Source organism: Rhodococcus sp. Q, from assembly GCF_005503035.1.
Lineage (GTDB): Bacteria > Actinomycetota > Actinomycetes > Mycobacteriales > Mycobacteriaceae > Rhodococcus_G.
The window spans coordinates 45,848-61,452 of the sequence record NZ_SCOY01000016.1 but is presented as its reverse complement, the minus strand read 5'-3'; the positions used below and the strand labels follow the sequence as shown (position 1 = coordinate 61,452).

Genomic DNA, 15,605 nt, shown 5'->3' with positions numbered 1-15,605 from the left:
TCCGGGCCGCGCCTCCGCGCAGGTCGACGCGCGCACCATGACGCCTGCCACGTGAGTTTCGTGACCGGAGAGTGATCGCGTACCCTGGTGTGGTTGCCCAATCCGGGCTGGTCCCTGTTCTCAGGTCGTAAAGAAAGAGTGTCGAGTGTCCTCCCACAGCTCCGCTACGCCCCGTCTGCACGAGGGCGGCTTCGTGCTGGACACCCGCAAGCTCGGCCGCAGGCCCGGATCGATGATCACGGTCACCCGGACGGTGCCGACGCCGACGCGCATCGGCCTCGACCTGATCGCCGTTCCCGTCGGTGGCGACGTCGAGCTGGATCTCCGCCTCGAATCCGTTTCGGAGGGCGTGCTGGTCACCGGCACCGTTCACGCCGACACGACGGGGGAGTGCTCGCGCTGCCTCGAACCGTTCGACGGCACCCTCGATCTCTACCTCACCGAACTGTTCGCATACCCGAACAGCGTCACCGAGGAGACCACCGAGGAGGACGAGATCTACCGGATCGTGGACGATTTGATCGACCTGGAACCGGTCATCGTCGACGCCGCCGGACTTGAACTTCCGCTGCAGCCGCTGTGCAGCGAAGACTGCCAGGGACTGTGCCCCGAATGTGGCATTCGCCTGGCGATTGCAGAATCTGGGCATGGGCATGAGATACTTGATCCTCGCTGGGCTGCCCTCGCGGGGAAGTTGGCCGATGCCGAAGGTGTCGCTGACGTCAACAGTGTCGAAGCCGATGCCGAGCCCAGCACGAATCTTGTGAACACCGAAGCCGAGGAGAAGTAGAAGTGGCTGTCCCCAAGCGCAGAATGTCGCGATCCAACACCCGGTCGCGTCGCAGCCAGTGGAAGACCACTGCGCCCACCCTCGTGACCTGCCCGAACCGCGGCTGCGGCGAGAAGACCCTGCCGCACATCGCGTGCCCGTCCTGCGGCACCTACAAGGGTCGTCAGGTCACTGCTGCGGTTTAATCGCAGTGACGAGCAGTACGAGCCCAACGGCTCCCGCCGGCGGCGAGGAGGGCAAGCATGCTTCCCTCCTCGCCGCTCTTGGCGTTGATCTGGACGAATCGCTCCTGACATTGGCGCTGACCCACCGCTCGTATGCGTACGAGAACGGTGGTCTGCCGACGAACGAGCGACTGGAGTTCCTCGGTGACTCGGTCCTCGGACTTTCCGTCACCGAACGGCTGTACACCGCGCATCCCGACAAGTCGGAAGGCGAGTTGGCGAAGATCCGCGCGAGTGTCGTGAACATGCACGCTCTGGCGGAGGTCGCTCGCGGTCTCGGCGAGGGCGGGCTGGGTGTGCACCTCCTCCTCGGCAAGGGCGAGGAGATGACCGGCGGCAGGAACAAGCCGAGCATCCTCGCCGACGGCATGGAATCCCTCCTCGGCGCGGTGCACCTTCAGCACGGCATCGACACCGCTCGGTCCGTCGTGCTCGAGCTCTTCGCCGACCTGCTCGAACGGGGCCCCCGACTCGGTGCCGGCCTGGACTGGAAGACGAGCCTGCAGGAACTGACCGCGGAGCGCGGCGCCGGTGTGCCCGGGTACGAGATCAGTTCCACCGGCCCCGATCACGACAAGGAATTCACCGCGACGGTTCTCGTCGCGGGTGTCCCGTTCGGTGTCGGCGTCGGTCGGACGAAGAAGGAAGCCGAGCAGAAGGCCGCCAGCACCGCGTGGCAGGCACTGACGGACGGGCAGTCCGACTCGGATTCCGGTTCGACCGCCGTCGCGTCGACGGACGGGTCCGGCGAGTAGTCCACGGTGCCCGAACTCCCCGAGGTCGAGGTCGTCCGTCGCGGGTTGACCACGCATGTGGTCGGTTCCCGGGTCGACGCGGTCGAAGTGCTGCACCCACGTGCAGTCCGTCGGCACCTGGCAGGCGGATCCGACCTGATCTCGCGACTGACCGGGCTCTCCGTCACCGCCGCGCAGCGGCGCGGAAAATACCTGTGGCTCGAGGTCGATCCCGGTGACCTCGCGGTCGTCGTGCACCTGGGCATGAGCGGTCAGATGCTCGTGCAGTCGCCAGACGTCGCGCGGGAGAAGCACCTGCGTATCCGAGCCGAACTCGACAGTGGCAGGGAACTGCGGTTCGTCGATCAGCGCACCTTCGGTGGGTGGGCACTGGCGCCACTCGTCGACGTCGACGGGACAGCCGTCCCGGAACCGGTCGCGCACATCGCCCGCGACCCCCTCGACCCGCTCTTCGACCCCGAGGCCGCGGTCGCGGCGATCCGCCGCAAGCAGTCCGAGATCAAACGGGTGCTCCTCGACCAGACCGTGCTCTCCGGGGTCGGCAACATCTACGCCGACGAAGCCTTGTGGCGCAGCGGCATCCACGGCAATCGCCCCACCGACCGGTTGACGCGGCCCCAGGTCCGGTTGCTGCTCGAATCCGTGACCGCCGTGATGACCGAGGCGCTGGCGAAGGGTGGCACCTCGTTCGACGCCCTCTACGTCAACGTCAACGGCGAATCCGGGTACTTCGACCGCTCACTGTCGGCGTACGGACGCGAGGACGAGCCCTGCTCACGCTGCGGTGCCCCGATCCGGCGCGAGAAGTTCATGAACCGCTCGTCGTACAGCTGCCCGCGCTGCCAACCGCGGCCTCGATCGATCCGCTGACGACGTCCGCGATCACCTGCGCCGCCTCGTCGGCGCGGGATTCCGGGAGTCGCGCGTAGCCGCACAGCAGTCCGCGCGGACCCGAGTCGGTCGCGTGGTAGGCGGTGAGGGCCCGGACGCTGACGCCTCGCCGCTCCAGTTCGTCGGCGATCGCGCGATCGTCGCAGCCGTCGGGCAGACGCAGTGCCACGTGCAGACCGGCCTCGACACCCAGGGGATTCACATCCGGCAGATGAACACGCAGGGCGTCGACGAAGGCGTGCCGCCGCGCCGCGTAGGTCCGGTTCGACCGGGCGAGATGTCTGGTGAGCGAACCGGATTCGACGAACCCGGCCAACGCGTCGGCGGTGATCGCGCACACCGACTCACCGCTGGTGGCCAGCGCTTCGTGGACCGCGGTGAGTAATGGTGCGGGCGGGATCAGCCAGGCCAGGCGCAGTGCCGGGGTGAGGACCTTCGACGCGGTACCGATGTAGGCCACCGTGTCGCGACCGCCCAGGGCGGCACGCAACGCGGGCAGGGGCGCCACCCCGTAACGGAATTCGCCGTCGTAGTCGTCCTCGATGACCCATCGCCGTGCTGCGACGGACTCCGACACCAGGGTTGCTCGTCGGCTCGCAGGCATCCGGGCGCCCATCGGGTACTGGTGTGCCGGTGTGCAATACACCGCAGCGTCATCGGGACGGATGGCCGTGGGATCGAGTCCGTCGGTGTCGACCGGGATCGGGCGGATGAGAGCGCCCGCTCCCGTGAGGGCCGCGCGTGCCTTCGCGTATCCGGGGTCTTCGAATGCGACCTGCCGACCGGCGAGTCCGGCCGCCGTGACCAGGGTTCGCAGTGCCGCCGCTACCCCGGGCACCACGACGATCTCGTCCGGGCTCGCGACCACGCCCCGGGTTCGGCGCAGGTGCACCGCGAGCGCGTCCCGTAATCGCCGGTGAGCATTCGGTCCCGGCACGGTGTGGGAGACGGGTCCACCGGCCGCGGCGCGCCATGCCGATCGCCAGTCGCGATTCGAGATCAGCTCGGTGTCGGGCAATCCGGGTGTCAGGTCGAGTTCCATCGCGACGGGCTCCGGCTTCCGTGGCGGCGCAGGCGGCTTTCCGGCGCTGACGTGTGCCGTGACGCCGGCTCGGGCGGCGCTGCCCGCGCCTGGCACGATGCGTGTCCCGGATCCGGGCCGCGACTCGACGAATCCCGCGGCGGACAGTTCGTCGTACGCGTCGACGACCGCGGTCCGTGACACCCCGAGGCCGGTGGCGAGTGCGCGGCTCGACGGGAGGAGGTCGCCGGGGCCGAGTGCCCCGGTCCGCAGTGCATCGACGACTGATGCGGCAATACGGTGCCGGAGTGCTTCGCCGGTGTCGGCGAGGGTCAGGTGCACGGTCTGCGCGGAAGCGATGCGGGCCATACGGAGACAATACTGGTCTGCGATTTATGGCAGAACTGGATCTAGAGTGCCGACCGGTTTGGATTCAGGGTGTACGTATGAGTTCCGTAACCGACCTCGCCCGTATCCGCCGCATGTCCGAGCGGTCCCGCACCGACCGCGCCGGTCTCGACGCCGTCCTCGACGCCGCCATGGTGGGCACCCTCGCCACCGTCGTCGACGGACAGCCGTGGGCCGTCCCCATGCTGTACGCCCGCCTCGGCGACCGGATCCTGCTCCACGGGTCGACCGGGGCAGGGGCGCTACGGCACGTCGCAGCGGGCGCGCCGGCGACGCTGTGTGTGACCCTTCTCGACGGAATCGTCCTCGCCGACAACCTCTTCGACTCGTCGGCCAACTACCGGTCCGCTGTCGTCCGGGGACACCTGACGACGATCGACCGCGCCGAGGCCGATGCCGCGCTCACCGAACTGTCCGACGCCCTGATCCCCGGCCGCAGCGCCGAAGTCCGGCCGTCGACTCCGAAGGAGCTCGCCGCGACACTGACGATCGCACTGCCGATCGTCGAGGGGCAGTGGACGGTCAAGGTGCGGGACGCGCCCCCGAGCGAGGGCGACGCGAACCCGCGCGTCTGGGCGGGCGTGGTGCCGATCCGTGCCGTCGCGAGCACACCGGAACGGGCGCCCTGGGTCGACGCGGACGTGCCGCAACCGCCGTCTGTCACGCGGCTGCGCAGCGACCGTCAAGATCGCGTCAACGGCCCAGTTCGCGCCGTCAGCGAGTCGTAAAGGACGCCCATTCCCGCGAATTTCGGGAGCACTCTGCACTGTGGCCCGGAAACGGGCCGGTCCCGCCGATGGTCGGCGGGACCCGTGCAGTGTGAAAAGGAATGGGTGATGGCTGATCTGGCCTACCTGGCGGCGATCGTCGGGACGTTCGCCTGCTGCGCAGTTGTGCTGCGCGCCCTGCAGACGAAGAAGATCCGATGACGGCGGCAGGCGTCCTCAGCGTGGTGTTGATCGCGCTCGCGGCGGCCCTCGTGGTCTACCTGCTCGTCGCGCTCGTCGACCCCGAGAGGTTCTGATCGATGAATCCCGCATTCGCAGCGGGACTGCAGATCGCGTTCGTCGTCTTCGTCCTCGCGATCGCGTACGTCCCCGTCGGCGACTACATGGCAAAGGTGTACGACAACGGCGACCGGTCCCGGGACCTGCGCGTCGAATCGGTCCTGTACCGCCTCTGCCGCATCAATTCCCGCTCCGAGCAGACCTGGTACGGCTACGCAGGCTCGCTCCTCGGCTTCTCCGCCGCCAGTGTGCTGTTCCTCTACGTCCTCCAACGTGTCCAAGGTGTTCTTCCCCTGAACGGCGGGCTGTCCGGGGTGAGCCCGGCGGTCGCTTTCAATACAGCCGCATCCTTCGTGGCGAACACCAACTGGCAGTCGTACGCGCCCGAGACGACGATGAGCAACCTCACCCAGCCGCTCGGGCTCGCGGTGCAGAACTTCGTCTCCGCAGCGGTCGGCATGGCCGTCGCGGTCGCGCTGATCCGCGGCTTCGTCCGAGTCTCCCGTGGCGGTGAGATCGGCAACTTCTGGGTGGACCTGACCCGCGGCGCACTGCGCATCCTGCTGCCGCTCTCCTTCGTCATCGCACTGGTCCTCATGAGTCAGGGCGTGATCCAGTCGTTCCGGACCGGTTTCGACTCGACCGGACTGGACGGCAACGTCGTCACCAACGCGCTCGCACCTGTCGCCTCCCAGGAGGCGATCAAGGAACTCGGCACCAACGGTGGCGGCATCCTCGCCGCCAACTCGGCACACCCGTTCGAGAACCCCACCCCGATCACCAACATCGTCGAGATCCTCGCGATCCTGCTGATTCCGGTGTGCATGACCCGGACGTTCGGGACCATGGTCGGTGACCGCAAGCAGGGACTGACCCTGCTGGCGGTGATGGGCATTCTGTTCGGCGGTCTGCTCGCGGTGACGCTCGCAGCCGAGTCCGGGACGCGCGGTGTGGCGGCCACCGCTGCCGGCGCCATGATGGAGGGCAAGGAGACCCGGTTCGGGATTCCCGGTAGCGCCCTGTTCGCAGTTGCCACCACCGGAACCTCCACCGGCGCGGTCAACTCCGCACACGACAGCATGTCGCCGCTCGGCGGCGGAGCGGTACTGCTGAACATGCTCCTGGGCGAGATCGCGCCCGGCGGCGTCGGTACAGGCCTCTACAGCATCCTGGTCTTCGCGCTGATCGCGGTGTTCGTCGGTGGCCTCCTCGTCGGCCGCACCCCGGAGTACCTCGGCAAGAAGCTCGGTCGCCGCGAAATCACGATGGCCGCTCTGTCGGTACTGGTCATGCCCGCGCTGGTGCTGATCGGCACGTCGATCACCGTGATCCTCTCGTCCACCACCGGTTTCCAGGGCAACAGCGGCGACCCGGGCACCCCCGGATCGATCCACGGGTTCACCGAGGTGCTGTACGCCTACGCGTCGGCGTCGAACAACAACGGCAGCGCCTTCGGCGGCCTCACCGTCACCAGCGACTGGTTCCAGACCTCGCTCGGCGTCTGCATGCTGCTGGGCCGGTTCCTGCCGATCATCTTCGTGCTCGCTCTTGCCGGAGCTCTGGCATCGCAGCGCAAGACGGCACCCACCGCAGGCACCCTCCCCACCGCCGGGCCGATGTTCGCCGGGCTGCTCACCGGCACCGTCGTTCTCGTCGCGGCACTGACATTCTTCCCGGCCCTCGCACTGGGCCCGATCGCAGAGGCAATGCAATGAGTGTGGACACCCGAGAGCGCGTTGGGGCGGACACCGCTCCCAGCGCAGGACACGGCCCGACACCGGTCAAGGCCGGCATCTTCAACCCGCGCCAGATGTGGACTTCGCTTCCCGGCGCCTTCCGAAAGCTCGATCCTCGCCACCTCGCCCGCAACCCGGTGATGTTCGTGGTGTTCGTCGGGTCGGTGGTCACCACCGTGCTCGCACTGGTCGACCCCTCGGTGTTCGCGTGGGTAGTCGCAGCCTGGCTGTGGTTCACGGTGTTGTTCGCGAACCTGGCCGAGGCGGTCGCGGAGGGACGAGGTAAGGCCCAGGCGGCGAGCCTTCGGAAGGTCAAGCAGGACACCACCGCCCACCGGATCACCTCCAGCGGTGCGGTCGAATCCGTGCCCGGCACCGAACTGAAGGTCGGCGACCGGGTGGTGGTGACGGCAGGCGAGGTCATCCCAGGGGACGGCGACGTCGTCGAGGGCATCGCGACCGTCGACGAGTCGGCGATCACCGGCGAGTCCGCGCCGGTGGTACGCGAGTCCGGGGGCGATCGCTGCGCGGTCACCGGTGGCACCGTGGTGCTGTCCGACCGGATCGTCGTCCAGATCTCCACGGCACCCGGACATTCCTTCGTGGACCGGATGATTGCGCTCGTCGAAGGCGCGTCGAGGCAGAAGACGCCCAACGAGATCGCGCTCAACATCCTCCTCGCCTCGCTGACCGTGGTGTTCCTGCTGGCGGTGGTCGCGATCGGACCGATGGGCCTCTATGCGGGAACCGAGCAGGATCCGATCAAGTTGATCGCCCTGCTGGTCTGCCTGATCCCCACCACCATCGGCGCCCTGCTGTCGGCGATCGGCATCGCGGGCATGGACCGGCTCGTCCAGCGGAACGTCCTCGCCATGTCCGGTCGTGCCGTCGAGGCCGCAGGCGATATCGGAACACTGCTGATGGACAAGACCGGCACGATCACGTACGGCAACCGTCGAGCCACCGCTCTGCATCCGGCGCCGGGTGTCAGCGCGGCGGAACTCGCTGCCGCCGCGCGACTCTCGAGCCTCGCCGACGGAACCCCGGAGGGCCGCAGCATCGTCGACCTCTGCGTCGCGGAGTTCGGGCTGGCTGCCGACCCGTCGGAGGGCGAGAAGGCTGCGGAGTTCGTCCCGTTCACCGCACAGACCCGGATGAGCGGTCTGGACCTGGGCGAGCAAGGTGGTTCGAACAGGCTGATCCGCAAGGGAGCCAGTGATGCGGTACTCGGCTGGGTGCGAGCCCAGGGCGGCGCGGCTGCACCGGCGGTGACCGACACGGTGAACGAGATCGCGCAGTCCGGTGGAACCCCACTGGTCGTGGCGACAGCCGAGGGTGAATCCGTCCGGGTGCTCGGTGTCATCCAACTCGCCGACGTGGTCAAGCCCGGTATCGCCGAACGTTTCGCGGAGCTGCGTGCGATGGGTATCCGGACCGTGATGATCACGGGCGACAATCCGCTGACCGCGAAGGCGATCGCGGACGAGGCCGGCGTCGACGACTTCATGGCCGAGGCCACCCCGGAGGACAAACTCGCGCTGATTCGCAAGGAACAGGCGGGCGGCCGGCTGGTCGCCATGACCGGCGACGGTACGAACGACGCGCCCGCGCTCGCGCAGGCCGATGTGGGCGTGGCGATGAACACCGGGACCTCGGCGGCGAAGGAAGCCGGGAACATGGTGGACCTGGACTCCGATCCCACCAAGCTGATCGAGGTCGTCGAGATCGGCAAGCAGTTGCTGATCACCCGTGGCGCGCTGACGACGTTCTCTCTGGCGAACGACCTCGCGAAGTACTTCGCGATCCTGCCCGCGCTGTTCAGCGGCATCTACCCGCAGTTGGACGCACTGAACATCATGCGTCTGGCCACGCCGCAGTCGGCGATCGTGTCGGCGGTGGTGTTCAACGCCCTGGTGATCGTCGCTCTGATCCCGCTGGCGCTCAAGGGTGTTCGGTATCGCCCCTCCACAGCCTCCCAGCTGCTGGGTCGGAACCTGATGATCTACGGTCTCGGCGGCGTCGTGACCCCCTTCGTCGGGATCTGGCTGATCGATCTCGTCGTACGTCTCATTCCTGGAATTGGGTGACTTGGACATGCGTTTCACAATCGGAATGCTGCGGCAGGTGTGGGCGGGCTTCCTGGTGCTCCTGGCGCTGACCGCGGTGCTGGGTGTGCTCTATCCGGCTGCGGTCTGGGGTGTCGGCCGGCTCGGTTCCTACTCCACCGAGGGCTCGCCGGTCCGCGATACACAGGGATGCGTGGTCGGCAGCGCCTGGATCGGAGTCGACCCCCAGGTTCCCGAAGGCGAGCCCGATCCGTACTTCCACGCCCGGGTCACGGGTTCGGTGGCGGACGAGGACCCGTTCGCGCCGGGAGATCCCGCCACCGCACTGCCCACCAATCAGGGCCCGAGCAGCGAGATCCTCGCCAGTTTCGTGGAGGCGCGGCGCGCTGCGATCGCGGAGCGGGAAGGTGTGCGACCCGACCAGGTGCCCGTGGACGCGCTGACCGGGTCCGGTTCCGGCGTCGATCCGCACATCAGCCCCGCGTACGCGGACCTGCAGGTGCGACGGGTGGCCGAGGTGAACGGGCTGAGTGAGTCACGGGTCCGGGAGCTCGTCGCCGACCACACGGACGGCCGCCAGCTGGGATTCCTCGGCGAGGAGCGCGTCAACGTGCTGAAGCTGAACGTGGCACTCGGGCTGACGGCACCGGAGTGCAGCACCGTTGGTGGATGATGACGGTGTGAGTGGCGACGACACGACCGGTGTCCGCGGCGAGCCGCGCATGGGGAGAGGTGGCGAGCCGCGCATGGGGAGCGGTGGCGAGCCGCGCATGGGGAGCGGTGGCGAGCCGCGCATGGGAGGTCGCGGCGAGCTGCGCATCTATCTCGGTGCCGCGCCGGGCGTCGGCAAGACGTACGCGATGCTCGGCGAGGCGCACCGGCGCCGTGAGCGCGGCACGGATGTGGTCGCGGCCGTGGTGGAGACCCACGGCCGCGCCCGTACCGCCGAGCAGATCGGCGATCTCGAGGTGATCGGCCCGAAGGTGATCGAGTATCGCGGTACCCGGATGCCGGAGCTGGACGTCGACGCGGTTCTGCGTCGGCGTCCGGCCCTCGTCCTGGTCGACGAACTCGCCCACACCAACACGCCGGGCAGCCGCAACGCGAAGCGCTGGCAGGACGTCGCGGAGGTGCTGGACGCGGGCATCGACGTCCTGACCACGCTCAACGTCCAGCATCTCGAATCGTTGGGCGACGTGGTGCAGCGGATAACCGGGGTGGTGCAGCAGGAGACCGTGCCCGACGAGGTGGTGCGCGGCGCCACTCAGGTCGAACTGGTGGACATCACCCCGGAGGCACTGCGGCGCAGGCTCTCCCACGGCAACGTGTACGCGGCGGACAAGGTGGACGCGGCACTGAGCAACTACTTTCGGCGTGGAAATCTCACCGCGCTGCGGGAACTCGCTCTGCTCTGGGTCGCCGACCAGGTGGACGCCGCGTTGGCGAAGTACCGCGCGGAGAACGCCATCACCGACACGTGGGAGGCCCGCGAGCGGGTCGTCGTCGCTGTCACCGGTGGGCCGGAGTCCGCGACGTTGATCCGCCGAGCGAGCCGGATCGCATCGAAGGCGAGCGCGGAACTGATGGTGGTGCACGTCGTTCGGGGCGACGGGCTGGCCGGGGTGTCGGCGTCGGAGATGGGCAAGGTGCGCACCCTCGCGGCAGCCATCGGCGCCACCCTGCACAGCGTTGTGGGCGACGACGTCCCCGCCACCCTGCTCGACTTCGCTCGTTCCGCGAACGCCACGCAGTTGGTCCTCGGCACCTCACGGCGTTCGCGGTGGGCGCGGATCCTCGACGAGGGCATCGGTGCCACCGTGGTGCAGCGCTCCGGCGGCATCGACGTGCACATGGTCACCCACGAGGCGACCGCCGTGTCCCGGCGATGGCTGCCGTCCGGCTCGCGACCCCGCCGTGCGCTGTCGTGGGTGGCCGCGCTGGTCGTGCCCACCCTCGCCGCACTGCTGATGGGCGCCGTGAACACGCGGTACGACGTCGGCGGGGAGAACGCACTGTTCTTCATCGTCGTGCTGCTGGTCGCGTTGCTCGGCGGTGTCGCGCCCGCGGCGCTGTCGGCGCTGATCTCCGGACTGCTGCTCAACTACTACTTCACGCCACCGCTGCGCAGTTTCACGATCGCCCAACCCGACAACTTCATCACCACGGTGGTTCTGCTGGTGATCGCGGTCGCGGTCGCGGTGCTCGTGGACGAAGCGGCGAAACGAACGCGGGAGGCGCGGCGCGCGTCCCAGGAGGCGGAACTGCTCGCACTGTTCGCGGGGTCGGTGCTGCGAGGCGCGGATCTGCCCGCCCTGCTGAACAAGGTTCGGGAGACCTACGGTCAGCGGGCGGTCAGCGTCCTGCACAGGGACGGGGGAGTCGTCGACGCGGTCGGGGACGATCCGCCCCGTGACCGCGACGATGCCGACACGGTGTGCGACGCGGGTGACGGCGAATACACTCTCGCGCTGCGCGGACCCGACGTCGCGGCACGGGATCGTCGGGTGCTGACAGCCGTCGCCAACCAGGCCGTCGGCCTCATCCGGCAGGAACAACTCGCCGCCGAGGCGGGCGAGGCGCGGGCCCTCGCCGAAGCGGACCGGCTACGCCGCGCACTGCTGTCCGCGGTCAGTCACGACCTGCGCACACCGCTGGCCGCGGTCAAGGCGGCGGTGTCGAGTCTGCGCAGCGACGACATCGAGTTCTCACCGGAGGACACCGCGGAACTGCTTGCCACCGTGGACGAGTCGACAGACCAGCTGACCGGGCTGGTCGGGAACCTCCTCGACTCCTCGCGTCTGGCGGCGGGGGTGGTCCGACCCGAACTGCGGCCGGTGTACCTGGACGAGGTGGTGCATCGCGCGCTCCTCGGCGTCGGGATCGGCACCGCCACGGGATCGGCGCGGACGGTGCGGGAACGGGTGCACGTCGACGTCGGCGAGTGCGTCGTCCGTGCGGACAGCGGCCTGCTCGAGCGGGTCGTCGCGAACCTCGTCGACAACGCTCTGCGGTACGCACCCGACGACGTGGTACGGGTCGCGGCCGGTGCCGCGGGTGACCGGGTCCTGCTCACCGTCGCCGACACCGGACCCGGCATCGCCCGCGGCGCCCAGGAGCAGATCTTCGACTCCTTCCAGCGGCTCGGCGACCGTGACACCACCACCGGTGTCGGACTTGGTCTGTCGGTGGCGCGCGGCTTCGTGGAGGCGATGGGCGGGACCGTCACCGCTACGGACACGCCCGGCGGTGGCCTGACAATGGTGGTGGACCTCGCGGGCGCAGGCCCCGGGGGCGAGGACGAGAGCGACGAGGTGGGTGCGTGACACGGGTGCTGGTGGTCGACGACGAACCGCAGATCCTGCGCGCGCTGCGGATCAATCTCAGCGTGCGCGGCTACGAGGTCGTCACCGCCGCGGACGGGGCGTCCGCGCTGCGGGCGGCGGCCGAACGGCCACCCGAGGTGATCGTCCTCGACCTCGGACTGCCCGACATGGACGGCATCGAAGTCCTTGCCGGACTCCGGGGTTGGTGCGCGGCGCCGGTCATCGTGCTCTCTGCCAGGACCGACTCCGCAGACAAGGTCGCCGCGCTCGACGCCGGCGCGGACGACTACGTCACCAAGCCGTTCGGCATGGACGAGTTCCTGGCCCGGCTCCGGGCCGCGGTGCGCCGCGGCGAGTCCGACGCCGTCACGGCGGACCCGGTGGTCGTCACCGACTCGTTCACCGTCGACCTCTCCGCGAAGACGGTGACGAGGGGCGAGGCCGAGGTGCACCTGACGCCGACCGAGTGGGGGATGCTCGAGATGCTCGTTCGCAACAAGGGCAAGCTCGTCGGGCAGAAGGAAATGCTGCGCGAGGTGTGGGGGCCCGCGTACTCCACCGAAACGCACTACCTGCGGGTGTATCTCGCGCAGTTGCGCCGCAAGCTCGAGGACGATCCGTCGCATCCGCGTCACCTGATCACCGAGGCGGGGATGGGGTACCGGTTCCAGGTGTGAGGACGGGTCGGGGAGGCCGCGGCGGGAGTGGGTGGCAGGATGGACCGCATGGCTGATCAGACTCCCGACACCACCCCGGCCGCGACCGAGCTGTGGGTCGAGCGCACCGGCACCCGTCGCTACACCGGCCGCAGTTCGCGCGGCGCCGAGGTGCTGATCGGATCGGAGTCGGTCGAGGGTGTGTTCACGCCCGGTGAGCTGCTGAAGATCGCGCTCGCGGCGTGCAGTGGCATGAGTTCCGACGTGCCGCTCTCGCGGCGCCTCGGCGACAACTACGACGCCACGATCCGCGTCTCGGGAGCCGCCGATCGTGAGAACGAGGTCTACCCCCTCCTCGAGGAAGTGCTCGAGGTGGATCTGAGCGAACTGGATGCCGATGCTCAGCAGCGACTGATCACCGTCGTCGAGAAGTCCATCGACAAGGTGTGCACGGTCGGACGCACCCTCAAAAACGGCACTGTCATTCGACTTTCGATCGAGACCGATTCGTGATCTGATAGGCGCCATGACTCTGTCCCGCGTTGCGATCGCCGGCGCGGTGGTGCTCGGCGTGATCGCCGGTGCGCCACTTGCGGCTGCACAGCCTGTTTCGGTCACGCCCCTGAACAGCCCGCCGAAGACACCGGTTCAGCCGACGCCGCTGCCGACCCTTGATCCGCAGCCCACGGCTACCCCCTCCGCCGACCTGCCCGGACTCGTGCAGGCCACACCCGTCGCCGAGCCCGTGCCGGCGAGCGGCCCGACGTCGACGGCTGCCGCGACGACCACACCGGCGTCGACCACGACTGCCGCACCGGCGCCGGCCTCGACTTCGACTGCCGCACCGGCATCGACTTCCACTGCCGCACCGGCTTCGACCACGCCTGCCGCACCCGCTGCGGCTCCGCAGGCCTGCGCGCCCTGGACCGTCAGTACCGTCGCGAGCGGTTTCGGCGTCCTGGAGAACCTCGCGTTCGACGGCGACGGCACGCTGTTGCTCTCGGAGACCGTCCCCTTCGGCGACGGCGCGATCCGGACGCTGACCCCGGCGGGCGAGAAGGGCACGCTCGTGTCCGACGTCGCGTCGCCCGGCGGCATCGTCGTCGACGGCGACCGGGTGCTGTTCACCACCGGCAACAACGTGATGGCCGGCCTGTGGGGGAGCACCAACGGCACCGTCGAGTCGGTCGACCGTGACGGTGAGAACCGGACGACGATCACCGAGGGTCTCACCATGCCCAACGGTCTCGCGAAGCTCGACAACGGCGACCTCCTGGTCACGCACGCGTTCGGCGACGAGCCCGGACTGACCCGCATCCCGGCGCTGCATCCGGCGGCACCGACGAAGGTGCGCACCGACATCGGTTCCGCCAACGGACTTTTCAGCACGGCCACCCAGGTCTATGTCGGCAACACCGTGGAGCGGTCCACCGAGGTGCACGTCCTCGACGCCGCCGACCTGACCGCTGAGGGCACCACCCTCACCCTGCCCGGAAGCGGCGCCACGAACGCGGGCGACGACTTGGTCGTCGACTCCGACGGGCGTGTGTACATGGCACTGAACGGAGCAGGCAAGGTCGTCCGCGTCGACCCCGCCACCGGCGACAGCTGCGAGCTCGCAACCGATCTTCCGCTGACGTCGTCGGTTCGATTCGGTTCCGGCACCGGCTGGGACGCGACGTCGCTGTACACGACGAGCTTCGACGGCACCGTGCACCGGCTGACGCCGCCGACGAACTGAGGTTCCGCGTGACCGACCGGGTCCGTCTCACCGCCTGGGTGCACGGCAGCGTGCAGGGGGTGGGTTTTCGCTGGTGGACTCGTTCGCGCGCACTGGAACTCGGTCTGGTCGGTCATGCCACCAACCGGCCCGACGGACGCGTGCTCGTGATCGCCGAAGGCCCGCGCCCCGAGTGTGATCGGCTGCTCGAGCTCCTGAGGTCCGGTACGACGCCGGGCGTCGTCGACCTCGTGGTCGAGAGCTGGTCGGGCGCGGTGGGCGGGCTGGTCGGGTTCGACGAGCGCTGACACCCTCTTCCTCGAACCGTCACTCCGGGCGAGTGGGGGTGGATGGTGCCGCGCGGCGCGCGGTGACCTAGGGTCTGGTCCGATGTCGACACAGGAGGGGGTGGGTTCGATGGGGCCCGAGGAACAGCACCCAGGTGCCGCAGGTGGGAACGACGCGGGCGACGACGACTCCGGTTCGGGTGCACCGCAGCCCGGTCGGATCCGCCGCCAGGAGCCCGGCGTGACCACACCGCGCCCGCCCACCGTCGGCGAGGCCCGCGCCCGTGACAAGGCCCGCAAGGCCCGCGCGGAGCAGGCCCTCCTCGAGGCCGAACAGGCAGCCAAGGAAGAGGCGAAGCGCAAGACGCGCCGCAGGGCGATGATCGGCACTGTCGCCGTCGTCGGCGTGGTCGGGCTCGTCGCACTCGGCTACACCGTGCTGTCCTCGGACGAGGTGCGCGCGACCTGCATCGACCCGGAAACCGAGGTCGTGGTCGACGACTCGTACTGCTCCAGTGGATCTCCCAGCGGCGGCGGCATGTTCATCTACGCCGGCTCGTCGTACCGCTACTACTACGGCGGCAACGCCGGAGGGGTCGGCACCAAGGTCTCGGGCGGCACCATCGTCACCCCCAAGGGCGCCACCATCACCACGAAGTCGGGCACCACGATTCAGCGCGGCGGCTTCGGCAGCAAGTTCTCCGGAAGCACGGGTTCCTGA

The 15,605-nt window shown here is 69.0% G+C and carries 16 protein-coding genes; 15 read left to right on the top strand and 1 reads right to left on the bottom strand.

Annotated features, from left to right (window positions below; translation table 11 throughout):
* Window positions 1–193: 193 nt before the first annotated feature.
* From FFS72_RS16250 to mutM, 4 genes are read left to right on the top strand one after another with little or no spacing between them, the layout of a single operon-like run.
* Window positions 194–790 carry a YceD family protein gene (locus FFS72_RS16250; protein WP_137874955.1) on the top strand — a complete coding sequence of 199 codons (597 nt, stop codon included), beginning with the start codon at window positions 194–196 and terminating at the stop codon, window positions 788–790.
* Between the two features lie 2 nt (window positions 791–792).
* On the top strand, window positions 793–975 hold the full coding sequence (gene rpmF, locus FFS72_RS16245) for a 50S ribosomal protein L32 (protein WP_043809451.1): 183 nt from the start codon (window positions 793–795) through the stop codon (window positions 973–975).
* Between the two features lie 5 nt (window positions 976–980).
* Entirely contained in the window at window positions 981–1,769 is a 789-nt protein-coding gene (rnc, locus tag FFS72_RS16240) for a ribonuclease III (protein ID WP_137874915.1), read from the top strand.
* Window positions 1,770–1,775: 6 nt separating this feature from the next.
* Entirely contained in the window at window positions 1,776–2,639 is an 864-nt protein-coding gene (gene mutM / locus FFS72_RS16235) for a bifunctional DNA-formamidopyrimidine glycosylase/DNA-(apurinic or apyrimidinic site) lyase (RefSeq protein ID WP_137874914.1), read from the top strand.
* Here the strand turns inward: mutM and pdxR are convergent.
* Complete coding sequence (gene pdxR / locus FFS72_RS16230; protein ID WP_137874913.1) at window positions 2,578–4,050, bottom strand: MocR-like pyridoxine biosynthesis transcription factor PdxR; 1,473 nt, start codon at window positions 4,048–4,050, stop codon at window positions 2,578–2,580. The two genes, mutM and pdxR, sit on opposite strands and share 62 nt — an antisense overlap.
* A gap of 77 nt (window positions 4,051–4,127) precedes the next feature.
* Between pdxR and FFS72_RS16225 the strand changes: the two genes are divergently transcribed.
* The 11 genes from FFS72_RS16225 to FFS72_RS16175 all read left to right on the top strand — a co-directional run bounded on the left by FFS72_RS16225 (window position 4,128) and on the right by FFS72_RS16175 (window position 15,605).
* Complete coding sequence (locus FFS72_RS16225) at window positions 4,128–4,817, top strand: pyridoxamine 5'-phosphate oxidase family protein (RefSeq protein ID WP_137874912.1); 690 nt, start codon at window positions 4,128–4,130, stop codon at window positions 4,815–4,817.
* Window positions 4,818–5,014: 197 nt separating this feature from the next.
* Window positions 5,015–5,113 (top strand): K(+)-transporting ATPase subunit F, encoded by a 99-nt coding sequence (gene kdpF, locus FFS72_RS16220; RefSeq protein WP_137874911.1) that lies wholly within the window; start codon window positions 5,015–5,017, stop codon window positions 5,111–5,113.
* Window positions 5,114–5,116: 3 nt separating this feature from the next.
* On the top strand, window positions 5,117–6,811 hold the full coding sequence (gene kdpA / locus FFS72_RS16215; protein ID WP_137874910.1) for a potassium-transporting ATPase subunit KdpA: 1,695 nt from the start codon (window positions 5,117–5,119) through the stop codon (window positions 6,809–6,811).
* Entirely contained in the window at window positions 6,808–8,919 is a 2,112-nt protein-coding gene (gene kdpB / locus FFS72_RS16210) for a potassium-transporting ATPase subunit KdpB (RefSeq protein WP_137874909.1), read from the top strand. Before kdpA ends, kdpB begins: the two co-directional genes overlap by 4 nt.
* A 7-nt stretch (window positions 8,920–8,926) precedes the next feature.
* Complete coding sequence (locus tag FFS72_RS16205; RefSeq protein WP_137874908.1) at window positions 8,927–9,571, top strand: potassium-transporting ATPase subunit C; 645 nt, start codon at window positions 8,927–8,929, stop codon at window positions 9,569–9,571.
* Between the two features lie 97 nt (window positions 9,572–9,668).
* Window positions 9,669–12,221 (top strand): sensor histidine kinase, encoded by a 2,553-nt coding sequence (locus FFS72_RS16200; protein WP_137874954.1) that lies wholly within the window; start codon window positions 9,669–9,671, stop codon window positions 12,219–12,221.
* Window positions 12,218–12,898 (top strand): response regulator, encoded by a 681-nt coding sequence (locus tag FFS72_RS16195; protein ID WP_137874907.1) that lies wholly within the window; start codon window positions 12,218–12,220, stop codon window positions 12,896–12,898. The genes FFS72_RS16200 and FFS72_RS16195 overlap by 4 nt, the downstream gene beginning before the upstream one ends.
* A gap of 48 nt (window positions 12,899–12,946) precedes the next feature.
* Entirely contained in the window at window positions 12,947–13,390 is a 444-nt protein-coding gene (locus tag FFS72_RS16190; protein WP_137874906.1) for an OsmC family protein, read from the top strand.
* Between the two features lie 13 nt (window positions 13,391–13,403).
* Window positions 13,404–14,618, top strand: coding sequence for an SMP-30/gluconolactonase/LRE family protein (locus tag FFS72_RS16185; protein ID WP_249353360.1), 1,215 nt, complete (start codon window positions 13,404–13,406; stop codon window positions 14,616–14,618).
* A gap of 8 nt (window positions 14,619–14,626) precedes the next feature.
* Complete coding sequence (locus FFS72_RS16180) at window positions 14,627–14,905, top strand: acylphosphatase (protein ID WP_137874904.1); 279 nt, start codon at window positions 14,627–14,629, stop codon at window positions 14,903–14,905.
* 199 nt (window positions 14,906–15,104) lie between these two features.
* Window positions 15,105–15,605, top strand: a complete 501-nt coding sequence (locus FFS72_RS16175) for a hypothetical protein (RefSeq protein WP_171018715.1) — start codon at window positions 15,105–15,107, stop codon at window positions 15,603–15,605.